This is a genomic window from Curtobacterium sp. MMLR14_002, assembly GCF_001864975.1.
GTDB lineage: Bacteria > Actinomycetota > Actinomycetes > Actinomycetales > Microbacteriaceae > Curtobacterium > Curtobacterium flaccumfaciens.
On record NZ_MJGT01000058.1, the window covers coordinates 80,861 to 104,755 of the forward strand.

Below are 23,895 nucleotides of genomic sequence, written 5' to 3' on the forward strand. Positions count from 1 at the left end.
CGTCCCGTCGCCCGCGCGGGTCGCGCTGGTCGCGCTGGTCGCGCTGGTCGCGCTGGTCGCGCTAGGCGACGACCACCTGCGCGTTGACCAGGATGTCGTGCAGGTCGGGACGGAGCGCATCCTGCGAGGTCGTCCGGACCTTCACGATGAGTGCCGCTCCCGGCTTCGCGAATGCCCGCGCCACGGTCGCCGACCACGACCCGTCGGTGTTGTGCCCGGCGATCGACAGGAACTGTGCGGTGCCGCCGGTGATCGTCGGCAGCAGCTGCTCCTCGAGCCGGTCGGCCGGCAGCCCCGCGGCCGTGAACAGCTGCTCGGTGGCGGCACGGTCCCCGATCGTCGGGTCGAGGTCGGTGAGCCGCTGCTGCGTGATCGTCGCCACGGAGCCGTCGGCGTTCGTGTACTCCCGCGACCCGGTCGTCGGGTCCTCGCCGGTCTGCTCCCAGCCGTCGAGCGCCGAGACCTGGAGCCCGAACGCGGGCAGCGTGCTCGCCGAGAGCGCGTCGCCGTCCTCGAACGTGAGGTCCTTCGTGGCCGAGTCGGCGGTGGCCGGCGCCGTCGGCGTCTCCGTCGGCGTCTCCGTCGGTGCCAGGGTCGGCGCTTGTGTCGGTGCCGACGACCGCGGTGTGGCCCGCTCCACTCCCGGTGCCGTTGTGCCGGTCCCGGCGCAGCCGGAGAGTGCGAGCACGACGATCACGGTTGCCGTCCCCGCGGTGGTGATCCTGGATGTGATGGACATGTGGTTCCCCCTCGGATCCCGCCGTGCGCCCCGTGCACCGGTGGGTCCGCCTGGAGCCTACGGGTCCCGGCGGCGGCGCGCCGCTCGGGTCACACGTCCGCGGTCTGTCCAGACCCGCCGAGCGATCTCCGGAGCACGACGAAGTGCAGCCCCGCGACGCGAGCGACGTGTGCCGGGAACGGTCGGGTCTCCCCCGTCGCGATGAACCCGCTTCGCTCGTACACGCGTCGCAGTCCCTCGTGCACGCTGAGCACCTCGAGCTCGACGGAATCGCACGCCAAGGCTTCCTCGGCGTACGCGATCGCCGCGGTCCGGAGCCGCCGGGAGACACCTCGGGACTGCCACGCCGGGTCCACAGCGAGCATGCCGAGGTGCGCCGTCGCCCGGTCGGAGGCCCGCAGGTGACAGGTCGCGACGATGGTGGCGTCGTGGGCCGCGACGAGCACCACCGACCGCGGGGCACGGATCATCGCACGCACCTGGTCCGGGCTCGTCCGCTCCCCGGTCACCAGCTCGGCGTCGCTCACCCAGCCCTGTTGGTTGGCGTACGCACGGACGACGACCGCAGCAACGGACGCCGCGTCCGTCTCGGACGCCGACCGGATCTCGAGCAGGGGTTCGTCTGTCACGACCGCATGCTCTCACGCAGCGCACAGGCATCTCGCCGAGCTCTGCGCACGCTCATGCACTGGGCGGGCGTGGGCGGGCTCCGGGCGCGGGCGCGCTCTGGGCGCCTGCGTCGGGCCGGTTACGAGTCGTCGCCGGCGTTCCGAGCACGCTTCCGCGCCTGCGCACGGGCGTAGGACACCGAGCCGATCTGCACGGCGGTGAGGATGATCCAGAGGACCGCCATCTGCGTGTGGAACCGGGACGGTTCGACGACGGCCAGGACGAGCCAGACCAGCGCGATGACCGCCCACACCCAGACGAGCCACGGCAGGGGCTTGCCGATCAGCCGTTCGAGCAGACTGCGTCGCTGCATGTCGGTCATGGCGCTGACGCTACCGGACGCCAGGATGATCGCCGAGGACCGCCACCGTGATCCGGTGAGACGTCGAACAGCCTCACGCCGGTGGGCGATCGCCCTCATCGCCCGGAGCGCTGTTGCGCTCGTGACCTGTGGCGTAGCCCATCCGGGGTGACGGCCACCCGCTACGCCTCGCCCGGCGGCTCGCTGCGACACTGCGGAGCAACTCAACGCTGGGCCGCAGGCCGCACGACGATCTCGTTCACGTCGACGTCGGGTCGCTCGGCCACCGCGTAGGAAACGGCGCGGGCGATCGCGTCGGCAGAGACCGACTCGGCACGGTAGATGACCATCGCGGCGGCGGCGGAGGCGTCGGTGATCGTTGGGGCGAGCTCGGACTCGGTGACTCCAGGCGACACGGTGGTGACACGGATCCCGCGCGGTGACTCCTGGCGAAGCCCCTCGGTGATCGCCCGTGCTGCGAACTTCGTGCCGCAGTAGACGGCCGCCGTGGGCGAGACGTCGTAGGCGCAACTACTTCGGCAAGCTCGCGGAACTCGTCGAAGGCGACCTCGAAGCCGAATGGCTGTGGCCCCTCGGCGACTGACGGATCGCTGGCCGGTCCCGGTGGGAGACCGGCCAGCGGTGGCTCGGTGGGCCCTGCCGGGATCGAACCGACGACATCCACGGTGTAAACGTGGCGCTCTACCAGCTGAGCTAAAGGCCCTCACGACGATCCTAGAGCGTCACGGCAGCCGGTGAAGTTTAGCCCCAGACTTACTTTCTACGATATGAAGCTCTACGCTTAACCCATGCAGTCCGAGCCCGTGATCGCCGTGATCGTCGACCTGGTCGACTCCCGCACGCTCGAGGACCGCTCCGCAGCCCAGCAGAACGTCGAGCACGCCTTCGACAGTACCCCGGACGTCAGCGCACTCGACCCCCTCCGCGGCACCGTCGGCGACGAGTTCCAGGTCATCTACGCCACGCTCACCGACGCGCTGCTGGCCACGACGGCCGCCACCCTCGCACTCCCCCCGACCGTGCAGATCCGCCTCGGCATCGGCCGCGGGCAGGTCCGGACGATCGGCACCGGCGGCGCCGGCCCGCTGCAGGACGGCCCGGGCTGGTGGTCGGCGCGGGACGCCATCAACGAGACCCACCGGCGCGAGGACGGCCGGACCGCGTTCCTGCGGTCCTGGTACCACGACGCCGACGACCGCCACGGAACGACGGAGCGACTCGTGAACGCCTACTTCCTCAGCCGCGACCACGTCGTCTCGCGACTCGCACCCCGCGCCCGCCGGATCGCACTCGGTCTGGTGCAGGGCCGGACGCAGGCGCAGATCGCCGCGGACGAGGGGATCACCCCGTCGGCGGTGTCCCAGTCCGTGCAGAAGTCGGGCGTCGCCGCCCTGGTCGAGGGCCTGCGTGTCCTCGGGGACGGGGGCCGCTGATGCTCGCCGGAGTCCTCCTGACCCTCGTCGGGCTCGCCGACGTCGTCCGCGCACGGACCGGGACCGCCGTGGCACCTCGGCGCGTGCTGACCACCACGGTGATCGCCCTGCTGTGGGCCGCCGTGACGGCTGTGGCGGTGCTCGGCCTCGGCCTCGCCGTCTGGTCGGTGCTGGTCGCGGTCGTCCTCGCAGCCCTGTGGGTCGCGACGACGATGCCGGTGCGGTCCGGTGGCGCGCCAGGCGGTCGCGATCGGGCACTCCCCTGGCTCCGACGCTCCGGGTCCTGGCCGGCCGTCCTGCTCGCGGTCGCCGTCGCCGTGCTGCTGCTCTGGGTACCGGCTGCCGACGCCTCCGGCTTCGTGGTGGACTGGCACCGGGACGTCGGCCCGTCCTTCGTCGGCGCGGTGCCGCTCGCCGCGATCGTCGCCGGGATCGGATCGGCACTGTTCCTGGTCGACTCGGCCAACGTGGTCGTCGCCCAGGCGCTGCCAGCAGAACTCTCCCCGGATGCCCAGCGCACAACGGCGGCGGCAGCAGCCGGCCGACCGAAACGCTTCGGCCGACGACGCACCGGCAGGGCGTCGGACGAAGACGACGACAAACCCGGAGACCGCACGGTCACCCTCAAGGGCGGCCGCATGATCGGCCCGATCGAGCGCCTCCTGCTGGCCGGGTTCTCGTTGGCCGGCGCCTTCCCCGTCGTCGCCGCACTGATCGCCGCGAAGGGGATCGTCCGGTTCCCCGAGATCCGCCGCGAGACGACCGGGTACCAGGCCGAGTACTTCCTGATCGGCAGCCTGGTGAGCTGGGCGATGGCCTTCGCCGCCGCCGGCATGTGCTGGTTGCTGGCACTGGGCTGACGAACAGCCCCGCCCCCGATCACCGCAGGTACGCTCTCCCCCGTGAACGGTGTCGGAGTCGGTGTCCTCGACGAAGCCGGGCGGCTCCGCCTGCTCGGTGCGGGTGTGACGGGTGCGGCCTTCGCCGTCGTCCTAGTCATGCTGGTCCTGTCGTCGTGGACCGAGGCGACCACCACCGTCTTGGTCTCGGCCGGCATCCCGACCGCGGTGGCTGGTGCCGCGATCGCCGTCGTCCTGCAGCGCCGCGCCTGGCGCGCCGAGGGCGGCTACGAGCGGTCGATCGTCGTGCGCGAGTGGATCGCCGACGGTCAGGTGCCCGCGGGTGTGCCGGCGGACCAGTGGATCCCGCTCGTCCAGGCGCAGGCCGACCGCGAGGGCGCCGGCTGGGGCAAGGTCGTCCTGGGCGTGCTGTGGATCGCGATGACGTGGTCGATGCGCGACCAGCACGGCACGCTCATCACGACGATGCTCATCCTGCTCTGGAGCGCGATGGCCCTGTGGGCAGCCGTCTGGGTCATCCCCCGCGCGCGGGCAGCGCGAGCGCTCCTGCGCCGCGGCGTCTCGACGATCGGCTGAACCCCGCCCGCGCACGTCTGACTACGCTCGGACCCATGCAGAGTCGCACCCTCGGCCGCACCGGCCGCTCCGTCTCCCCCATCGGCCTCGGCACCTGGCAGTTCGGCGGTGACTGGGGCCCCGTCTCCGAAGCCGACGCCAACGCCGTCATGGACGCCTCCGTCGAGTCGGGTGTCACCCTGTTCGACACCGCCGACGTCTACGGCGACGGCCGGAGCGAGCAGCTCATCGGCGCGTGGCGTGCCGCGAACCCCGACGTGCCGCTGACGATCACCACGAAGATGGGCCGTCGCGCCGACCAGGTCCCCGAGAACTACGTCGCCGCGAACTTCCGCGAGTGGGTGGACCGCTCGCGGAAGAACCTCGGGCAGGACACCCTCGACCTCGTGCAGCTGCACTGCCCGCCGACCCCGGTCTACGAGGACGACGCCGTCTACGACGCCCTCGACGCGCTGGTCGCCGACGGCTCGATCGCCGCCTACGGCGTCAGCGTCGAGACCGCCGACCAGGCCCTCACCGCGATCGCCCGGCCCGGCGTCGCGAGCGTCCAGATCATCCTCAACGCGTTCCGTCTCAAGCCGCTCGACCGCGTGCTGCCGGCGGCCCGGGAGGCAGGGGTCGGCATCCTGGCGCGCGTCCCGTTGGCCTCGGGGCTGCTCTCGGGCAAGTACACGACCGACACGTCGTTCGCCGAGGGCGACCACCGCAACTACAACCGCCACGGCGAGGCCTTCGACCAGGGCGAGACCTTCAGCGGCGTCGACTACGACGACGGCGTGCGTGCCGCGCAGACCTTCGCGGCGTCCCTGCCGGACGCCGTCTCGGTCCCGCAGGCGGCGCTCGCGTGGATCCTCGCGCAGGACGGCGTCACCGCGGCGATCCCGGGCGCGCGCAACCCGGAGCAGGCGCGCTCGAACGCCGCGGCCGGCGACCTGCCGCCGATCGAGGGCCTCGACGCCACCGTGCACGACCTGTACGACACGTGGTTCCGCGCGAGCGTCCACGACCGCTGGTGAACCTGCGGAGCGTCGCGGTCGCGGTGGCCGCACTCCTGCTGCTGTCCGGGTGCGCCGCATCCGGACCGGCCACCGCCCGCGACGCTCCGCCCTGGCCACGGCCGACGGACCTGACGGCCCGCGCCGAGTCCGCCGGGCTCCGGAACGTCTGGGGCGAACGGCTGGCCGAGCACGTGCACACGCACCTGACGATCCTGGACGGCGACGAGCCGGTGACCGTCCCGGCGAACATCGGGCACTCCGACGAGCGGAAGTTCGCCGCGGAGATCCACACGCACGACACGTCGGGCATCGTGCACGTCGAGTCGCCGACGAAGCAGACGTTCACGCTCGGGCAGTTCTTCGACGAGTGGGGCGTCTCGCTCGGTCCGGAGCACGTCGGCGGCCTGCGCGGGGAACTGACGGTGTGGGTCGACGGGCACCGGCGGATCGGGAACCCGCGCTCGATCGAGCTCACGGACCTGCGCCAGATCGTCCTCGTCGTCACGACCGTCGGCGAGGTCCCGCACCTGCCGGCGCCCTTCGACTGGCCGCCGCAGTACGACTAGCGCCGGAATCGGCTCGCGCTCAGGCCTCCTTCGCCGCGACCCACGACAGGTCGAGGTCCCACTGCTCGACCGACCCGGCCGGCAGCTGCCACACGTACTCGTTCTTGAGCTTCTTGCCGTCCTCGCGGAACGGCCCCGTCCGGTACGGGTAGAACGCGACCGTCGGCAGCGTGCCCGGCGGCGCCGTACGGATCGCGTTCGAGAAGTCCTTGTTCAACCGCCGCAGCTCGGCGATCACGTCGCCCCGGGCGGCGTCCGCGTCGAACCCGCCGGCACCCGAGGCGAGCTGGAACGCGATGTGCAGCTGCCGGTCACCCTGGTCGTCCTCGTAGCTGATCAGCCGGTGGTTCTCGACGGCCTCGAGCAGCTCCGGGTCGCCGTACACGACGTCCCGCACCACGTCCGGTGCGACGACCGCCCCGTTGTAGTCGACGGACAGGTCGGACCGGCCGTAGTGGAACAGCAGGGGCAGGTCGAGCTCGGCCTCCGCGGCGAGCGCCGCGTGCCCCGTCGCCCGCAGTACGGAGCGGAGTTCCTTCATCCGCACCACGTGTCCGCGGTCGTGGATGTTGTACCGGATGCGGGGGCTGATGTTCTCGGAGCGGGCGATGGTCACGACGAGTTCGCCGAGGTCGTTCGTCTCGATCAGGTAGCCGAACGGGTTGAACTGGAACACCATCGGCAGCACCCCGTACTCGCCCTGCTTGGTGAGGGCGGCGGAGAGTTCCGGTGAGGCGGCGATCGCCCGGCGGAGCTGCACGCTGAACGGGGTCTCGATGCCGAGGTTGATCTCGAGGTCGCTCGCCCCGTAGGAGCCGAGCACGGCCTGCGCGTACTGCTCGATGTGGGCGCGCATGTTCTCGCTGATGCCCTCGCCCCCGAACGCGGCGACGATCGTGTACTGGCTCCAGTCGAGCCGGTCGTCCTCGAACAGGGCCTTCAGAAACGGTGGGTAGCTGCAGATGATGTAGGTGAAGTCGGTGCCGAACTCGCGCATCGTCTGCACGATCTTGTCGCGGTCCGGGCCGATCGACTTGATCATGGACGACTCGGTGAGCGAGGCGGTCACGTTCATCCCGGTGGCCCAGGCCCCGAGCGAGAAGGCGTTGAGCACGAAGGGCTGCTTCGACAGGTCCTTCGCGGTGCGGGAGAACCCGAGCTGCAGCAGCTGTCGGGTGGCCTGGCGTTCGTCGGGGCCGCGCACCCAGCTGGTCGGGGTGCCGCTCGATCCGCTGGACTCGTCGACGACGACGCCGCGTCGGGGCAGGCGTCCGTCGATGCAGCGCTCGGGGATGCTCCAGCGCTTGACGTAGGAGTCCTTGTCCATCTCGGGCAGTCCCGAGATCGCTGCGGCGATCCCACCACGGGTGTCGAGCCTGGAGGCCTGTCCCGACTCCGCCAGGAACGCCCGGTACGCGGGGACCCGCTTCGCAGCCCGTTCCGCGGTCCGCCAGGCGCGCCAGCGTCCGAGGGTCCAGCGGAGCGGCTCGATGCCGGGCGTGAGCAGGAGCTTGTGGGTGCCGACGCGGGGCATGAACAGTGCGACGAAGGTCTCGACCACCCACACCACCGAGAACACCGCTGCGCGCTTCACCGGGCACCGCCGACGGTCATCGCTGCTGCGGGTCGGCGGTGTGCCAGGGGTGGTGGGTCGCTGTGTCCGAAGCGGAACAGCATCCAGGCCATCCGCCCGTCGGACTCGTCGACGCCCGCACGTTCCACGAACGCGGCGTGTGACCGCGGGTTGGTGATCACGGTGCCGAAGGGGTGCATGGCGATGCCGCGTGCGGAGAACTCGAGCCAGATGCGCATGAAGACCCGTCCGGCCTCGCCGTACTCGGCAGGGGTGCTGAACGGTCCCTCGAGCCAGGCGAGCTGTCGGACGCCCCGCATGGTGGACAGGTACACCTTGCGGAAGACCCCGCCGATGCCCGGGGCCTGCCAGAGTCCGCGGTGCTCCATGGCGAACCGGAGCACCGGGCCGGGCATGAGCATCGTCTCCGCGGACAGCCCGTCGCCGGTGGCCGCTGCCTGTCGCTTCGAGAACCGCAGCCAGTGCAGGATCTCGTCGTGCACGGCGTCGTGCTGCAGGTCGTCGAACAGGGTCTCCTGGTTGACGCGCACGATCTCGTCGACCGTGGCCCGGTCGTCGGTGGTGCGGAAGCGCTGCCCGGCCGCCGACGCGATGGTGGACGCGGCCTCGATCGCGGAGGCGTCGACGAGCGTTGCGTCGTAGGGCCTGCGTGAGGTGCGCCGTGCGAGGAAGCCGGCCAGGGCCTCCCGGTCGTCCGCGGTGACCACGTGCGGACGCAACGTCACCGTGCCCAGCCGGTGCAGGCGGTCGTCCGCACCAGCGTCGAGCCGACCGAAGTCCATCTCGGCGTGGTCGAGCCGTTCCTGCACGGTGAACCCGTGCGCTCGTGCCACCACGTCGAGCCCGGCCAGGAACACCCCGGCGCAGACGTGCCCGAACGGGATGCCGAACGACTCCGCCGGCAACCCCCGTCGCAGGTCGTAGAACACGGTCGCGGTGCGGTCGTCCTCGACGCGCACGACGATCGGTTGCGAGTTGTGCGGCGACGGGTAGTGCCGCGCGTCCTCGATCATGCCCGTCCACGGTGATGCCATCGTTCCCCCTCGGTGGTCCCTGGCGACGATCATACGAACCCCCGGCGTGCCCCATGCCGGTCAGGGCATGCACTGTGGACAACCGGTGCGTAGCCTGCTCCTCGTGATGACCATCCGCACCGGCACCGACCTCGCAGCGGTCGAGGACGTCGTCGACGCCGTGACGGCGCACGGCGAGCGGTACCTGGACCGGGTGTTCACCCTGCGGGAGCGCACCGACACCGGCGACGACCCGGAGCGCCTCGCTGCCCGGTTCGCGGGCAAGGAGGCCGTGGTGAAACTGCTCCGGCCGGCTCCGGACCAGGCGATCCCGCTGCGTGACGTCGCCGTCGTGCTCGACGCCGGCGGCGCCCCCACGGTCGAGCTGTCCGGGGCGGCCGCGGCCCTGGCGGAGTCGATCGGGTGCGGTCCGATCGCGGTCTCGTTGGCACACGAACGGGGGCTCGCGGTGGCGACGGCGGTGGCCCTCTCTGAGCGCTGACCCGGCGCTCCGGACAGGGGTGCGGTTTCCCGCACCCGCACGGCGGTTTCCCGAGGGCCGTTCCTCTTTACGGTTGCAGTCATGGAACAGGACCCGAACCCCTCCAGCACCACCGCGACGATCGCCGACCCGGCCACCGACCGGGCCGTCCGTCGCGCCCTCGCCGAGCACGGCCGGCTGACGGTCGACGCGTGGGACGTCGCGTCGATCGCCGACCTCTACGCTCTCGGCCTGACCTCGCACGCCACCGTCAACGTGATGCTCGCGGTGGAGTCGGACCTCGACGTCGAGTTCCCCGACTCGGTGCTGAACCGGTCCACCTTCGCGAGCGTCGAGTCGATCGTCGCCGCGGCGGAGCTCGCCTCGTGACCCTGGTCCTGCCGGCACCGTCGGTCGTCGACCGCTTCGCCGAGCGTGCGAGCGCGGTGGCCGAGGTCGCCGCACAGTTCGCCGACGAGGTCGACCGCGACGCCCGACCCCCGCGCGAGGCCATCGCCGCGATGCGGGAGTACGGCCTGCTCGCGGCAGCGGTGCCGACCGAGCACGGTGGCGAGGGTGCCTCCGTGGCGGAGCTCTCCGCGATCGCGACCGAACTCGGCCGGGCCTGTGCCGCGACCGGCATGGTGTTCGCGATGCACCAGGGCCAGGTCATGGCGCTCTGGCGGCACGGCGGCGACGGTGCCGGCGTGCTCGAGACGATCGAGGCCGTCCGGGGCGGGGCACTCGTCGCGTCGGCCACCACCGAGCGTGGCGTCGGCGGCGACGCCCGGCGGTCCACCTGCTCCATCGAGCCGACCGACGACGGCCGGATCCGCCTGCGCAAGGACGCGCCGGTGATCTCGTACGCCACCGAGGCCGACGCGGTGTTCGTCACCGCACGCCGCGACCCCGACGCCCCCGCGTCGGACCAGCGGCTGCTCATCTGCCGCACCGACACGATGGTCCTGTCGCAGACGTCCACCTGGGACACCATGGGGCTCCGCGGGACGTGCAGCAACGGGTGGATCCTCGACACCGAGACGACGACCGACCGGGTGTTCCGCGACGACTACGCCGCGATCTCCGCCCAGACCGTCCTGCCGGTGTCGCACGTGCTCTGGGCCTCGGTCTGGCTCGGCATCGCGGTCTCGTCCGCCGAACGTGCCCGCAGCGCCGTCCGGAAGCAGGCCCGCGCCGCCGTCGGGACGACCCCGCCCGGTGCCCTCCGGCTCGCCGAGCTCCTGGTCGACCTGCAGGCCCTCGCCGACTCGGTGCGCCACGCCGCCGAACGGTTCGACGCCGCCGCCGACGACCCGGACGTGCTGGCCTCGAGCGCGTACGCCCTCGCCGCGAACGCCCTGAAGATCGGTGCGTCCGAACGCGTCACCGACATCGTCACGAAGGCGCTGCGCATCGTCGGGATCGCGGGCTACGCCGCCTCGGGTCCGATGAGCATCGCCCGACACCTCCGAGACGCCCACGGGGCCGCCGTCATGGTGAGCAACGACCGTCTCCTCAAGAACGACGCCGACCTGGCCATCATGACGGGAGTGATCCTGTGACGATCACGGACACCACCACGCACACCACCACGCACACCACCGACACCACCACCGCGGACACCGCCGCCGACGCCGCCGCGCTCGACGCCGCCCGCGCAGCCCTCCGCGCCCGCCTGCTCACCGACGGCGTCCTCCTCGACCTCGGCACGCCCGGGCTCTACGGCCGCACCGGGGTCTTCGAGCGCGTGTACGCCGCAGTCGACGCCGCAGCGGTCCGCAGCCAGCAGCACCTCGGCGCCGAGGTCCTGCGCTTCCCGCCGGTCGAGCCGCTCGCGTCCTTCGAGCGCACCGACTACATCGCGTCGTTCCCGGACCTCGCCGCGTCGATCTCCGGGTTCACCGGCGACGACCGCACCCACCGCGCACTGCTCGCCGCCCGCGAGCGCGGTGAGCGCTGGGAGGGGTTCCTCGAGCCGGCCGACCTCATGCTCACCCCCGCGGTCTGCCACCCGGTCTACGGCCTGATCGGCGACACCGTGCCACAGCAGGGCCGGTTCTTCGACGTCCTCGGCGACTCCTTCCGCCGCGAGCCCTCGCTCGACCCGATGCGTCTGCAGGCCTTCCACATGCACGAGTTCGTGCACGTCGGCACCCCCGCGTCCGCAGCGGCCCACCGGGACGGCAGCATCCCAGTGATGCGCGCGCTGCTCGAGTCGTTCGGGCTCGAGATCGACGTCGTCCCCGCCAACGACCCCTTCTTCGGCCGCGTCGGGCAGATGCTCGCCCGCAACCAGGTCGAGCAGGCGCTCAAGTTCGAGTTCGTGACGAAGGTCTACGGCCCCGACCACGACGCCACCGCGATCAGCTCCGCGAACCTGCACGAGGACCACTTCGGCACCTCGTTCGGCCTCCGCACCGACGACGGACAGGTCGCGCACAGCGCCTGCATCGCGTTCGGCCTGGAGCGCATCACCATCGCCCTGTTCGCCGCCCACGGCACGGACCTCGACGCCTGGCCGGCGTCCGCCCGCGCCGCCCTCGCCCTGTGACCACGCTGCACGGCTGGTCCGGATCGCCGGCGATCCGCGCCGCGGTCCAGCTCCCCGCCGCCGCGCGCGCCGGCGTCGTGATCTGCCCGCCGCTCGGGCAGGAGGGCGTCATCGCGTACCGCACGCTCCGTCTGCTGGCCGACCGCCTGGAGGCCCGTGGCATCGCCTCGGTGCGCTACGACCCGTCCGGACGTGGTGACGGCGCACCCGACACCGCGCCCGACGCGCAGGTCCGGTCCGCACGCCACGCCGCCGCCGTGCTCCGCACGACGGGGGTGCAGCACGTCGCCTTCGTCGGGCTGGCCTCGGCGGCCCTCGTCGCGGCGAACGCGGCCGCGGACACCGACGGCCTCGTCGTCTGGGACGCCCCGGCATCGGGCAAGGGCTGGCTCCGCCGGCAGCGCGCCCTCGCGACCATCACGATCGGCGCCGACCGCGTGGTCGACGGCGTCGAGAGCCTGATCGGGTTCGACGTCGAGCCCGACGAGGCCGCCGCACTCGCGGACCTCGCCTTCGCCCCGCGCACCGGGCCCACCGTCGCGCTCGTCCGTCCGGGTGCCCGGTCGCCGAAGCCCCTCGGTGGCGTCGAGGTGACCGAGGTCACCGGCAGCGCCGAGCTCCTCGACGGCACGAGCATCCACGCCCGCATCCCCGGAGCCGCCGTCGACACCGTCGTGGCCTGGCTCGACACCTGGGCGCCCGAGACGGCGGTGCCCGTCCGCACGCCCGTCCTCGACGAGGTCCTCGACGTCGACGGCCGCGTGTCGGAGCGGATCGTCCACCTCGGCGATCAGGGCCTGTTCGGGATCGAGACCGTCTCGTCCGCCCAGCACCACGACGCCCCCGTCGTCGTGCTCCACAGCGGCGGCGCCGAGCACCGCGTGGGGGCCACCGACTACCAGGTCGAACTCGCCCGCGCCCTCGCCCGCGACGGCGCCCGGGTCGTCCGGGTCGACCGTCGTGCCACCGGCGAGAGCACCGGCGTGCACGAGGACGAGCGGAGCTTCCTGTTCGCGCAGGAGTGGGTGGAGGACCAGTCCGCCGTCGTCACCGCACTCGCCACACCCTCGGACCGGCTCGTGCTCGTCGGCATGTGCGCCGGCGCCTGGGTCGCGGGCCGCGCCGTCGAGGAGGCCCCGCGCCTGGTCGTCGAGATCAGCCCGAACGACTACCGGCGTGTCCCGGCCGAGCCCGGCTCGTACGCCGACGGGGTCCGGGCGATCGACGCCCCGTCGCCCGCGCGGATGTGGGTACGCGAGCGGTACAACCGCTTCGTGCCGAAGGCCGTCCGCGACCGCATCGCCCGCCGCGACCGGATGGGCGGCGTCGTCGGCCACGTCCGCCCGCTCGTCGAGCACGGCACCGACGTCGTCGTGATCGTCGCTCCCGAGGACGCCGCCCTGTTCGACCGGCTCGGTGGGCAGAAGGCCGTCCGGCGCTGGCCCGGTGACGACCGTCGCGGCTCGGTGTCCGTCGTCCGCGTCGAGGACGGCGACCACGCGCTGTTCTCCCCGACGATGCGCGAGGCCGTCGTCGCCGAGGTGCGCTCCCGCGTCGCGGCGACGTTCCCCGTCCACACCTGACGCGCCCGCCCAGGCGGACAGTCCGTGCGGGTGCATGTTCCGACGATCCACGTGTCGAACGACTCGTGGAGTGTCGCCCGATGCACGCGCATCCGATGCGGGTGCATGTTCCGACGATCCACGTGTCGAACGACTCGTGGGGTGTCGCCCGATGCACGCGCATCCACTTCGGGTCAGACGAGGCCGAGCTCCCGCGCGACGGCGTCGGGACGCTCGACGTGGGCGAAGTGCCCGCAGTCGTCGAGCAGCACCGTCCGGACCTGCGGCACGAGCGCCCGCAGCGCCTCGAGGTCCGAGACGCGGGCGAACACGTCGTCGCGCCCGGCGATCGCCGTCACCGGGCAGGTGATCGCACGCCACCGGTCGACGTCGTACGCCGCCGCCGACCGTGCCGCCTCGGTGAACTGCTCCGGCCGGAGCTCCTCGACGAAGGCCTCGAGCACGCTCCGGTCCAGGCGTCGCACGTACGTGAACACCGGCGCCGCGACGAGCGGCAACAGACCGATCCGGGCGATCCCCCGGAGCAGCGGACGAGCGACCCCACCGGTCACCGTGAGGCCCGCACGCAGCAGGGTGAACGCCGGCAGGGTGCCGAGCGCCCGCACCGGGTGCCGAGCCGCACCGGCGGTCGCGACCGTGGTGCCGGACACCAGGGCGAGCGACCGCACCCGCTCGGGCGCCACCACCGCCAGGTGCAACCCGACGAACGCGCCCATGGAGTGCCCGACCACGTCGACCGCGCCGAGGCCCAGCGCAACGAGGACCGCCGACACGGCACCCGTGACGGCGTCGAGCCCGAGCGGACCGTCGGGAGCCGGCGAGGACCCCCAGCCGGGCAGGTCGACGAGCACCAGCCCGCGGTCCCCGATCCCGTCCGCGGCGCGCAGCAACGGCGTCCACGTCGACCAGGAGCCGGCGACGCCGTGCAGCAGCAGGAGCGGGTCCGGGCCGGCGCGGTGGTGCACCACGACGGGCCCGGTCGGGGCCTCCACGACCGTGCGGGTCAGCCCCCAGGCGCCGGGCGTGACGCGCACCGGGTACGGGGCGTACGCATCAGCGGTGACCCCGCGACCACGTGGGTCGGTGTCGATCGCGTGCACCGGGCCTCCTGTCCGACCGTCGACGCCGACGCGTCCGTCAGGAGGGATTCGGAACGCTAGCCGACAGGGACGGGTGCCGAGCAGGCGGCGAGCCGGTCGAGGGCCGCCTTGTACTCGGCGACGTCCCGCTGCAGGCCGGGCTCGGTGATGATCGAGGCCTTGATGCGGCCCTGCACGTCGATGACGAAGGTCGCGCGGGTGGCGAAGCCCTTGTTCTCGAGGAACACGCCGTACTCCTTCGAGACCGCGCCGTGCGGCCAGAAGTCGGCGAGCAGCTCGAAGTCGTAGCCGTTGGTCTCGGCGAACGAGCGGAGCGTGGCCTTCGAGTCGACCGAGACGCCGAGCAGCTCGATGCGCTGGTCCTGGAACATCGTGATGTTGTCCTGCAGGGTGCAGAGCTCGTTCGTGCACCCGGACGAGAACGCCAGCGGGAAGAAGACGAGTGCGACCGGGCGGTTGCCGCGGAAGTCGCTGAGTCGGACGTGCTCACCGAACTGGTTCGGGAGCTCGAAGTCCGGCGCGAGTGAGCCGATCTCCAGTGCCATCGCTACGTGTGCTTCTTCCTCGGGCGTGGGGTGTGCCCGTCGGGTCCGTGCGCCGCGGATCGCGTGTGCACGATCGGCCATGCTACGCCGACGACACGCGAATGCAAGCACCCGTCCACCTGCACGTCACCATCAGCATCAGCGTCGGTCCTGGGGCCTAGAGTGGACGGGGCCCCAGCCGGTCGCGACCCGACCACCGGAGCCACCATGTCCACCACCACGAGAACGAACGAGGTCAAGGGTGACGGTGAACGACCAGGACCCGTACAGCGCCGGGGCGAACGACCAGGATCCGCAGGAGACCGCCGAATGGCGTGAGTCCCTCGACGGGCTGGTCCAGACCCACGGACACCAGCGCGGTCGCGAGATCATGCTGAGCCTGCTCAAGCGGTCCAAGGAACTGCACCTCGGTGTGCCGATGGTCCCGACGACGGACTACGTGAACACCATCGCGCCGGAGAACGAGCCGGAGTTCCCCGGCGACGAAGAGCTGGAGCGCCGGTACCGCCGCTGGATCCGCTGGAACGCGGCCATCACGGTGCACCGCGCACAGCGTCCCGGCATCGGGGTCGGCGGGCACATCTCGACGTACGCGTCGAGCGCCGCGATGTACGAGGTCGGCTACAACCACTTCTTCCGCGCGCAGGACCACCCCTCCGGTGGCGACCAGGTCTTCTTCCAGGGCCACGCCTCCCCCGGCATGTACGCCCGCGCGTACATGGAAGGTCGCCTCTCCGAGGACCAGCTCGACGGGTTCCGGCAGGAGAAGTCGCACGCCGGCGGCGGCCTGTCGTCGTACCCGCACCCGCGCCTCATGCCGCACTTCTGGCAGTTCCCGACCGTGTCGATGGGCATCGGCCCGATCAACGCGATCTACCAGGCGCAGCAGGCCAAGTACCTGTCGAACCGCGGCATCAAGGACGCCATGGACCAGCAGGTCTGGGCGTTCCTGGGCGACGGCGAGATGGACGAGGTCGAGTCCCGCGGGCAGCTCCAGGTCGCCGCGAACGACGGCCTCGACAACCTGAACTTCGTCATCAACTGCAACCTGCAGCGACTCGACGGTCCGGTCCGTGGCAACGGCAAGATCATCCAGGAGCTCGAGGCGTTCTTCCGCGGTGCCGGCTGGAACGTCATCAAGGTCGTCTGGGGCCGCGAGTGGGACGACCTGCTCGCCCGCGACACCGAGGGCGCGCTCCTCAACCTGATGAACCAGACGCCGGACGGCGACTACCAGACGTACAAGGCCGAGAACGGTGCCTACGTGCGCGAGAACTTCTTCGGGCGCGACCCGAAGGCGCTCGAGCTCGTCAAGGACTACACCGACGACCAGATCTGGAACCTCAAGCGCGGTGGCCACGACTACCGCAAGGTCTACGCCGCGTTCAAGGCCGCGACCGAGCACAAGGGCCAGCCGACCGTCATCCTGGCGAAGACGGTCAAGGGCTACGGCCTCGGCCCGAGCTTCGAGGGGCGCAACGCGACCCACCAGATGAAGAAGCTCACGCTCGACAACCTCAAGCAGTTCCGCGACGAGATGCGCATCCCGATCTCCGACGCGCAGCTGGAAGAGAACCCCTACACACCGCCGTACTACCACCCGGGCAACGACGACGAGGCGATCCAGTACATGCACGAGCGTCGTCGCGCGCTCGGTGGCTACGTGCCGGAACGTCGCACGAAGTACACGCAGTTCACGCTGCCGGACGACTCGAAGTACCAGGTCGTCAAGAAGGGTTCCGGCAAGCAGGAGGTCGCCACCACCATGGCGTTCGCACGCCTGCTGAAGGATCTGCTGCGCTCGCCCGACTTCGGCGACCGCGTGGTCCCGATCATCCCGGACGAAGCACGCACGTTCGGCATGGACGCCTACTTCCCGTCGGCGAAGATCTACAACCCGAACGGCCAGCACTACACGTCGGTCGACCGCGAGCTCCTCTTGGCCTACAAGGAGAGCCCGCAGGGCCAGATCATCCACGTCGGCATCAACGAGGCGGGTGCCCTCGCGGCGTTCACCGCGGTCGGCACCTCGTACTCGACGCAGGGCGAGCCGCTCATCCCGGTCTACGTCTTCTACTCGATGTTCGGGTTCCAGCGCACCGGCGACGCCATCTGGGCCGCCGGCGACCAGATGACCCGTGGCTTCATGATCGGCGCGACCGCCGGCCGCACCACGCTGACGGGCGAAGGCCTGCAGCACGCGGACGGTCACTCGCCGCTCCTCGCCACGACGAACCCGGCCGTCGTCTCGTACGACCCGGCGTACGGCTACGAGATCGGCCACATCGTCAAGGCCGGCCTCGACCGCATGTACGGCACGAACGAGGACGGCTCGCCGAAGCACGCCGACCCGAACGTCATGTACTACCTGACGGTCTACAACGAGCCGCTGGTGCAGCCGGCCGAGCCCGAGGGCGTCGACGTCGAGGGCATCCTCAAGGGGATGTACCTGCTCAAGGCGAGCGAGCACGACGGCCCGAAGGCCCAGCTGCTCGCGTCCGGTGTCGCCGTGCCGTGGATCCTCGAGGCGCAGCAGCTCCTCGCCGAGGACTGGGGCGTGTCGGCCGACGTGTGGAGCGTCACGAGCTGGGGTGAGCTGTACCGCGACGGTGTGGCCGCCGAGCAGCAGGCGTTCCTCAACCCGAACGAGCCGGCCCGCACGCCGTTCGTCACCGAGCGTCTGCTCGGCACCGAGGGCCCGGTCGTCGCCGTGAGCGACTTCATGCACCTGGTGCAGGAGCAGATCCGCCCGTTCGTGCCGACCGACTACGCCACCCTCGGCGCCGACGGCTTCGGCTTCTCGGACACCCGTCCGGCCGCTCGCCGCTTCTTCCACATCGACGGCCCGTCGGTCGTCGTGCGGACGCTGCAGCAGCTCGCCCGCCAGGGCAAGGTCGACGGCGCGCTCGTCCAGCAGGCGATCGACAAGTACCGCCTGCACGACGTGACCGCCGGCACCACCGGCAGCGCGGGCGGCGAGAGCTGATCAACCCGTGACGACGGTCCGCCCGGACCACGAGAGCCAGGAGAGCGCGCGCGAGCGTGCGCTCTCCTGGCTCCGTCAGGTGTCCGGAGAACTCTCCACCGCCACGATCAAGCGGCTCGAGGACACGCTCCCCTGGTACAGCGAGATGCCACCGGGGCGCCGCTCCGCCGTGGGCCTCGTCGCCCAGGCCGGCATCACCTCGTTCATCAGCTGGCTCGAGGGCACCGCGTCGACGCCGTGGATCGCTGCGGCCGACGTCTTCGGGTCCGCCCCGCGGGAACTCCTGCGCTCGGTGAGCCTGCAGCAGACCCTGCAGCTCATCCGCGTCGTGGTGACCGTGGTCGAGGAACGCGCCGCCGACGACGAGATGCTGCAGGAGGCGATCCTCAAGTACTCCCGCGACATCGCGTTCGCCGCCGCCGACGTCTACGCTCGCGCGGCCGAGGCCCGCGGTCTGTGGGATGCCCGGCTCGAAGCGCTCGTGGTCGACTCGATCCTCTCCGGCGAGTACGACGACGAACTGCCGTCCCGCATCGCCGCCCTCGGGTGGCACGGCCACGGCGAGGTCGCGGTGCTCGTCGGCACCGCACCGAAGCAGCTCGAGGTCGACCAGGTCCGGCGCACCGCACGGCACATGGACGCCGACGTGCTCGTCGGGGTCCAGGGATCGCGGCTCGTCGTGGTGATCGGCCGCGCCACCCCGCGCGACGACGTCCCCGAGGGCGAGGAGCCCGTCTCCTTCACGACCATCGCGCAGGCCCTCGAACCGCTGTTCGGCGAGGGGCACCTGGTGCTCGGCAACGAGGTCCCCGGGGTCGTCGACGCGTCGACCAGCGCGAAGGCCGCCCTCGCCGGGTTCGCCGTCGCACGTGCCTGGCGCGGCGTGCCCCGCCCGGCCCTGGCCGACGACCTGCTGCCCGAACGTGCCCTGGCCGGCGACCCGCTCGCCCGGTCGGCCCTGGTGCAGCGCATCTACGTCCCGCTCAAGGACCAGTCCACCGAGCTCCTGCAGACGCTGTGGTGCTACCTGGACACCGGGCGTTCGCTCGAGGCCACGGCGCGTGAGCTCTTCGTGCACCCGAACACCGTGCGCTACCGCCTGCGCCGGGTCGCCGACATCATCGGGTGGGACGCCACGCACGCCCGGGACGCCCTGATCGTGCAGTCGGCGCTCATCCTCGGCGCGATGTCCGAGTCCGCGACCGGCCGCCGCCGCATCACGCCCCGGCGCTAGAGCGCTCCGGACGCTAGAGCGCTCCGGACGGTAGAGAACCGACAATGTCCCGCGGGGATTCGTGTGGGAAGTCCACACGGGCCCCGCGGGGCGAGAACGCGAGGATTGTCCGGTGATCGTCGTCGTCGCGCCCGGACAGGGCTCCCAGACCCCCGGCTTCCTCGCCCCCTGGCTCGAGGACGCCACCGTTCGTGAACGAGTCGGGCAGTGGTCGGAGTCGATCGGCGTCGACCTCGCCGAGCACGGCACGAACTCCGACGCGGACACCATCAAGGACACCGCGCTCGCACAGCCCCTCATCGTCGCCGCCGGCCTGGTGACCGCCGACGCACTGCTCGCCGAGGGCCGTCGTGCCCTGGTGGGCGGGGTCGCCGGACACTCGGTGGGCGAGTTCACCGCCGCCGCGGTTGCCGGGATCCTCGAGCCGACCGACGCCGTCGCCCTGGTCGCCGAGCGCGGCCGAGCCATGGCGGACGCCGCAGCGCTCGAGCCGACCTCGATGGCCGCCGTCCTCGGTGGTGACGCCGACGCGGTCGCCGCAGCCCTCGCCGAGCACGGCCTCGTGCCCGCGAACCACAACGGTGGCGGCCAGACCGTCGTCGCCGGTGCCGCAGACGCCATCGCGGCCCTCGCCGCCGACCCGCCCGCCAAGGCCCGGGTGATCCCGCTCGCCGTGGCCGGTGCGTTCCACACCCGCTACATGGCCCCCGCCGTCGAGCGGGTCGCCCCGGTCGCGGCCGCCGCCACCGTGCAGGACCCGACCCTGCCGATCTGGACCAACGCCGACGGCTCCCGCGTCGACGACGGGCGCCGCTTCGTCGACCTCATGGTCCAGCAGATCGCGAGCCCCGTGCACTGGGACGCGGTCATGGAGTCCTTCTCCGCCGCCGGCGTGACCGGCATCATCGAGCTCGCACCCGCCGGTGCCCTCGTCGGCCTGGCGAAGCGCGGCCTCCGCGGCACGCCGACCGTCGCCATCAAGACCCCCGACGACCTGCCTGCAGCGATCGACCTGCTGCAGCGCGCGGGCCAGGAAGCAGACGCAACCGCATGACCGACCCGACCACCCCGACGGACGCCCCCACGGGCCTCCCGACCGGATCCGCGCGCCCGCTGCTCCAGCAGCGCCGCGGCCACGAGTTCACCCGGATCCTGGCGTTCGGCGCCGCCCGCGGCGAGAACGTCGTGCCGAACGACGACCTCGTCGGCCCGATCGACTCGTCCGACGAGTGGATCCGCCAGCGCACCGGCATCATCACCCGCAAGCGCGCGGGCAAGGACGTCGAGGCCGTCGACCTCGCCGAGGCCGCCGCACGCGAGGCAATCGAGAAGGCCGGCATCGAGCCGTCCCAGATCGGCGTCGTGCTCGTGAGCACCGTCACGCACACCGTGGCGACCCCGTCGATGGCGTCGCTGCTCGCCGAGCGCATCGGCGCCACCCCGGCCGCCGCGTACGACATCAGCGCCGCCTGTGCCGGGTACGCCTACGGCATCGCCCAGGCCGACTCGTTCATCAAGTCCGGACTCGCCGACCACGTGCTGGTCGTCGGGGCCGAGAAGCTCAGCGACGTCGTCGACCCGACCGACCGCTCGATCTCGTTCCTGCTCGGGGACGGTGCCGGCGCCGCCGTGATCGGCCCGAGCGACTTCCCGGGCATCGCCCCCACCATCTGGGGTTCCGACGGCTCGAAGTGGGACGCCATCGGCATGACCGCGACCTACAACGAGTGGGAGGCCGGCGCACCGCGTCCGACCATGCGCCAGGCCGGGCAGACGGTGTTCCGCTGGGCCGTCTGGGAGATGGTCAAGGTCGCCCGCCAGGCGCTCGAGACCGCCGGCGTCCGCCCCGAGGACCTCGCCGCGTTCGTGCCGCACCAGGCGAACATCCGCATCATCGACGAGTTCGCCAAGCAGCTCGGCCTGCCCGAGACGGTGACGATCGCCCGCGACATCACCACCACCGGCAACACCTCCGCCGCGAGCATCCCGCTCGCCACGCACCGCCTGCTCGAGGAGCACCCGGACCTGTCGGGCGGCCTCGCCCTGCAGATCGGCTTCGGCGCCGGACTCGTGTTCGGTGCCCAGGTGGTCGTCCTCCCCTGATCCCCGTCCGGTCGCGCAACCGCACGCCCGGTCCCCATCCCGACGAGCCTCCGCGCACCCGGACCCCGCGTGCCCTAGGCTGGTCAACGGTCAAACGACACCCCCCTTCAAGGAGAACACTCATGGCCCTGTCCAACGAAGAAGTCCTCGCCGGCCTGGCCGAGCTGATCAACGACGAGACCGGTATCGCCACCGACACCGTCGCCGCCGACAAGTCCTTCACGGACGACCTCGACATCGACTCCATCTCGATGATGACCATCGTGGTCAACGCCGAGGAGAAGTTCGACGTGAAGATCCCGGACGAAGAGGTCAAGAACCTCAAGACCGTGGGCAACGCGGTCGACTACATCGTCAAGGCCCAGGCCTGACACGAGCTTCCTGAGCGCCGCGGCCCGCGGACCCCTGCGGGCCGTGGCGCTCATCTTGTTCACCCCAACGAAAGAACACGTCGTCCCATGACCAAGAAGACCGTCGTCGTCACCGGGATCGGTGCGATCTCACCCCTCGCCGCGACCGCCCCGGACACCTGGGACGCGCTGCTCGCCGGCAAGTCCGGCATCACCCGCATCGAGGACCCCCGCTACGCCGAGCTCGAGCTCCCCGTGGAGTTCGCCGGCCAGGCGCGCCGGTTCCTCACCGACCAGCTCACCCGCCCCGAGTCGAAGCGCCTCGACCCCTCGTCGCAGCTGTCGCTCGTCGCGGCGCGCGAGGCCTGGGCCGACGCCGGCATCGACGACGAATCGGTCGTGCCCGAGCGCCTCATCGTCGACTGGGCGACCGGCATCGGCGGCGTGAACACGCTGCTCGACGCCTGGGACACCCTGCGCGAGAAGGGTCCGCGTCGCGTCCTGCCGATGACGGTCCCGATGCTCATGGCGAACGGACCCGCGGCCGCCATCGAGATGGAGTTCGGCGCCCGTGGTGGTGCCCGCACCTACCTGTCCGCCTGCGCGTCGTCGACCGAGTCGCTGGCCGAGGCGTACCGGCACATCGCCGACGGCGACGCCGACATCGTCATCACCGGTGGCGCCGAGGCCGCGCTGCACCCGCTCCCGCTGGCCGCGTTCGCCGCCATGCAGGCCCTGTCGCGCCGGAACGACTCCCCCGAGACCGCGTCGCGTCCGTACGACGTGACGCGTGACGGCTTCGTGCTCGGTGACGGCGCAGCGGCGCTCATCCTCGAGTCGAAGGAGCACGCGGAGGCCCGCGGCGCGACGATCTACGCCGAGGTCGCCGGCTCCGGCATCACCTCGGATGCCTTCCACATCACGGCGCCGGACCCCGAGGGCAGCGCCGCCGCCCGTGCGGTCCTGCAGGCCCTCGAGCACGCCGACGCGAGCATCGAGGACGTCGTGCACGTCAACGCGCACGCCACCTCGACCCCCGTCGGTGACGTCGCCGAGTACCACGCGATGCGTCGGGTCTTCGGCGACCACCTGGACGACGTCGTGGTGTCCGCGACCAAGGCCTCGACGGGCCACCTGCTCGGTGGTGCCGGTGCGATCGAGGCGGTCTTCACCGTCCTCGCGCTGCACAACCGCGTCGCCCCGCCGACGATCAACCTGCACGACCAGGACCCGGAGATCGTCATGGACGTGGCCCGCGAGCCGCGCGCACTGCCCGAGGGTGACCTGCTCGCGGTCAGCAACTCGTTCGGCTTCGGCGGCCACAACGCCGTGGTCGCGTTCCGCAGCGTCTGATCCGTCCCACCCTGCCAGGAGGCCCGTCCCGCGTCGTCGGGGCGGGCTTCCGTCGTTCCGGTGCCGGTTGGAGTCCCGGCAACACGCCGTCGTGTCGCTGCGGCGCCCCGGAAACGACGAGACGCCGCCGTATTCGGCGGCGTCCCGAGTCTTCGGCGGCGTCAGGACAGCACGCCGGCGTGTTGCGCACCCGACGTCGGCGTCCGGCGCACCCGAGACGCCGGCGTGTTGCGAGTTGGGTCAGCCGACGCGGTGCAGCCAGACGACCGGGTTGCCCTCGGCCGCGTGGCGGAAGGGCTCCAGCTCGTCGTCCCAGGCCTGCCCGAGGGCGAGTCGGAGCTCACGGTGCAGCTCGAGGGCGTTGCTGCCGGCGACCTCCATCGCGTAGCGCACCCGGTCCTCGGGGATGACCATGTTGCCCGTGACGTCGGTCTGCGCGTAGAACACCCCGAGGTCGGGCGTGTGCATCCAGCGACCGCCGTCCGAGGCGCTCGTCGGCTCCTCGGTGACCTCGTACCGCAGGTGTTCCCAGCCGCGCAGGGCCGACGCAATCGCGGCACCGGCGCCCACCGCACCGGTCCACGTGTACTCGGTCCGGCGCGCACCGTCCTGTGCGGGCTGGTCGAGCCACGAGAAGTTCACGGCGCGCTTCATCGCGCGACCTGCTGCCCATTCGACGTGCGGGCAGAGCGCGCGGGGTGAGGAGTGCACGTAGAGCACTCCTGTCGTCGTTCCGTTCACGGTTCCTCCGATACGTCAGGTGCGACTTCCCCATCGACCTGGTGCGGAGGATCCTGACCCGAGGGGCCACGGAACCATCGGTATGCGATTGTGATGTC

The 23,895-nt window shown here is 71.7% G+C and carries 25 protein-coding genes and 1 tRNA gene; 16 read left to right on the top strand and 10 right to left on the bottom strand.

From position 1 onward, the window contains the following. Nucleotides 1–61 precede the first annotated feature (61 nt). From BIU91_RS10065 to BIU91_RS10085, 5 genes are all read right to left on the bottom strand, one after another. Entirely contained in the window at nt 62–739 is a 678-nt protein-coding gene (locus BIU91_RS10065; RefSeq protein ID WP_139196603.1) for a hypothetical protein, read from the bottom strand. Between the two features lie 89 nt (nt 740–828). Then, nucleotides 829–1,368 carry a GNAT family N-acetyltransferase gene (locus BIU91_RS10070; protein ID WP_071405329.1) on the bottom strand — a complete coding sequence of 180 codons (540 nt, stop codon included), beginning with the start codon at nt 1,366–1,368 and terminating at the stop codon, nt 829–831. Between the two features lie 119 nt (nt 1,369–1,487). Then, the gene (locus tag BIU91_RS10075) at nt 1,488–1,730 is read right to left on the bottom strand and encodes a hypothetical protein (protein WP_071405330.1); all 243 of its coding nucleotides are present in this window, start codon (nt 1,728–1,730) and stop codon (nt 1,488–1,490) included. 203 nt (nt 1,731–1,933) lie between these two features. After that, a complete protein-coding gene (locus BIU91_RS19460; RefSeq protein ID WP_084741038.1) occupies nt 1,934–2,290 on the bottom strand; it encodes an SDR family NAD(P)-dependent oxidoreductase in 357 nt (118 codons plus the stop codon). Nucleotides 2,291–2,360: 70 nt separating this feature from the next. After that, nucleotides 2,361–2,433 (bottom strand) — tRNA-Val (locus tag BIU91_RS10085). 85 nt (nt 2,434–2,518) lie between these two features. Here BIU91_RS10085 and BIU91_RS10090 point away from each other — a divergent pair. Genes BIU91_RS10090 through BIU91_RS10110 form a run of 5 tightly spaced genes read left to right on the top strand, consistent with a single transcriptional unit; the run spans nt 2,519 to nt 6,163 of the window. Further along, on the top strand, nt 2,519–3,163 hold the full coding sequence (locus BIU91_RS10090; RefSeq protein WP_071405331.1) for a SatD family protein: 645 nt from the start codon (nt 2,519–2,521) through the stop codon (nt 3,161–3,163). Then, nucleotides 3,163–4,023 (top strand): hypothetical protein, encoded by an 861-nt coding sequence (locus BIU91_RS10095; RefSeq protein ID WP_071405332.1) that lies wholly within the window; start codon nt 3,163–3,165, stop codon nt 4,021–4,023. Before BIU91_RS10090 ends, BIU91_RS10095 begins: the two co-directional genes overlap by 1 nt. Nucleotides 4,024–4,065: 42 nt before the next feature. Continuing rightward, nucleotides 4,066–4,599, top strand: coding sequence for a hypothetical protein (locus BIU91_RS10100; protein ID WP_071405333.1), 534 nt, complete (start codon nt 4,066–4,068; stop codon nt 4,597–4,599). Between the two features lie 35 nt (nt 4,600–4,634). Beyond that, nucleotides 4,635–5,615, top strand: a complete 981-nt coding sequence (locus BIU91_RS10105; RefSeq protein WP_071405334.1) for an aldo/keto reductase — start codon at nt 4,635–4,637, stop codon at nt 5,613–5,615. Further along, nucleotides 5,612–6,163 carry a hypothetical protein gene (locus tag BIU91_RS10110; RefSeq protein ID WP_071405335.1) on the top strand — a complete coding sequence of 184 codons (552 nt, stop codon included), beginning with the start codon at nt 5,612–5,614 and terminating at the stop codon, nt 6,161–6,163. Before BIU91_RS10105 ends, BIU91_RS10110 begins: the two co-directional genes overlap by 4 nt. Before the next feature lie 19 nt (nt 6,164–6,182). Here the strand turns inward: BIU91_RS10110 and BIU91_RS10115 are convergent, their stop codons facing one another. Further along, entirely contained in the window at nt 6,183–7,757 is a 1,575-nt protein-coding gene (locus tag BIU91_RS10115; RefSeq protein WP_253183726.1) for a CoF synthetase, read from the bottom strand. Further along, nucleotides 7,754–8,791, bottom strand: a complete 1,038-nt coding sequence (locus BIU91_RS10120; protein WP_071405336.1) for a hypothetical protein — start codon at nt 8,789–8,791, stop codon at nt 7,754–7,756. The genes BIU91_RS10115 and BIU91_RS10120 overlap by 4 nt, the downstream gene beginning before the upstream one ends. Before the next feature lie 106 nt (nt 8,792–8,897). Here BIU91_RS10120 and BIU91_RS10125 point away from each other — a divergent pair, with 106 nt between their 5' ends. From BIU91_RS10125 to BIU91_RS10145, 5 genes are all read left to right on the top strand, one after another. Beyond that, the gene (locus tag BIU91_RS10125; RefSeq protein WP_171907809.1) at nt 8,898–9,272 is read left to right on the top strand and encodes a holo-ACP synthase; all 375 of its coding nucleotides are present in this window, start codon (nt 8,898–8,900) and stop codon (nt 9,270–9,272) included. Between the two features lie 81 nt (nt 9,273–9,353). Beyond that, nucleotides 9,354–9,641 carry an acyl carrier protein gene (locus BIU91_RS10130; protein WP_071405338.1) on the top strand — a complete coding sequence of 96 codons (288 nt, stop codon included), beginning with the start codon at nt 9,354–9,356 and terminating at the stop codon, nt 9,639–9,641. Beyond that, a complete protein-coding gene (locus BIU91_RS10135) occupies nt 9,638–10,813 on the top strand; it encodes an acyl-CoA dehydrogenase family protein (RefSeq protein WP_071405339.1) in 1,176 nt (391 codons plus the stop codon). Before BIU91_RS10130 ends, BIU91_RS10135 begins: the two co-directional genes overlap by 4 nt. Further along, nucleotides 10,810–11,802, top strand: a complete 993-nt coding sequence (locus BIU91_RS10140) for an amino acid--[acyl-carrier-protein] ligase (protein WP_216099664.1) — start codon at nt 10,810–10,812, stop codon at nt 11,800–11,802. The genes BIU91_RS10135 and BIU91_RS10140 overlap by 4 nt, the downstream gene beginning before the upstream one ends. Beyond that, nucleotides 11,799–13,385 (top strand): alpha/beta fold hydrolase, encoded by a 1,587-nt coding sequence (locus BIU91_RS10145; RefSeq protein ID WP_071405340.1) that lies wholly within the window; start codon nt 11,799–11,801, stop codon nt 13,383–13,385. Before BIU91_RS10140 ends, BIU91_RS10145 begins: the two co-directional genes overlap by 4 nt. Nucleotides 13,386–13,558: 173 nt before the next feature. Here the strand turns inward: BIU91_RS10145 and BIU91_RS10150 are convergent, their stop codons facing one another. Continuing rightward, the gene (locus tag BIU91_RS10150; protein ID WP_071405341.1) at nt 13,559–14,485 is read right to left on the bottom strand and encodes an alpha/beta hydrolase; all 927 of its coding nucleotides are present in this window, start codon (nt 14,483–14,485) and stop codon (nt 13,559–13,561) included. A gap of 56 nt (nt 14,486–14,541) precedes the next feature. Next, nucleotides 14,542–15,030: a peroxiredoxin gene (locus BIU91_RS10155; protein WP_071405342.1), complete on the bottom strand. Its 489-nt coding sequence runs from the start codon at nt 15,028–15,030 to the stop codon at nt 14,542–14,544. Between the two features lie 241 nt (nt 15,031–15,271). Here BIU91_RS10155 and aceE point away from each other — a divergent pair, with 241 nt between their 5' ends. From aceE to BIU91_RS10185, 6 genes are all read left to right on the top strand, one after another. Continuing rightward, nucleotides 15,272–18,016, top strand: a complete 2,745-nt coding sequence (gene aceE, locus BIU91_RS10160; RefSeq protein ID WP_071405343.1) for a pyruvate dehydrogenase (acetyl-transferring), homodimeric type — start codon at nt 15,272–15,274, stop codon at nt 18,014–18,016. 7 nt (nt 18,017–18,023) lie between these two features. Continuing rightward, nucleotides 18,024–19,250, top strand: coding sequence for a helix-turn-helix domain-containing protein (locus tag BIU91_RS10165; protein WP_027465341.1), 1,227 nt, complete (start codon nt 18,024–18,026; stop codon nt 19,248–19,250). A gap of 112 nt (nt 19,251–19,362) precedes the next feature. Further along, complete coding sequence (locus tag BIU91_RS10170) at nt 19,363–20,304, top strand: ACP S-malonyltransferase (RefSeq protein ID WP_071405344.1); 942 nt, start codon at nt 19,363–19,365, stop codon at nt 20,302–20,304. Then, nucleotides 20,301–21,353, top strand: coding sequence for a beta-ketoacyl-ACP synthase III (locus BIU91_RS10175; protein ID WP_071405345.1), 1,053 nt, complete (start codon nt 20,301–20,303; stop codon nt 21,351–21,353). Before BIU91_RS10170 ends, BIU91_RS10175 begins: the two co-directional genes overlap by 4 nt. 122 nt (nt 21,354–21,475) lie before the next feature. Further along, nucleotides 21,476–21,724 carry an acyl carrier protein gene (locus BIU91_RS10180; protein ID WP_017886710.1) on the top strand — a complete coding sequence of 83 codons (249 nt, stop codon included), beginning with the start codon at nt 21,476–21,478 and terminating at the stop codon, nt 21,722–21,724. 87 nt (nt 21,725–21,811) lie between these two features. Continuing rightward, on the top strand, nt 21,812–23,056 hold the full coding sequence (locus BIU91_RS10185) for a beta-ketoacyl-ACP synthase II (protein ID WP_027465338.1): 1,245 nt from the start codon (nt 21,812–21,814) through the stop codon (nt 23,054–23,056). 240 nt (nt 23,057–23,296) lie between these two features. On the opposite strand, the gene BIU91_RS10190 is transcribed toward BIU91_RS10185, so the two are convergent. Beyond that, nucleotides 23,297–23,797 carry a DUF3145 domain-containing protein gene (locus BIU91_RS10190; protein WP_071405346.1) on the bottom strand — a complete coding sequence of 167 codons (501 nt, stop codon included), beginning with the start codon at nt 23,795–23,797 and terminating at the stop codon, nt 23,297–23,299. Nucleotides 23,798–23,895 lie beyond the last annotated feature (98 nt).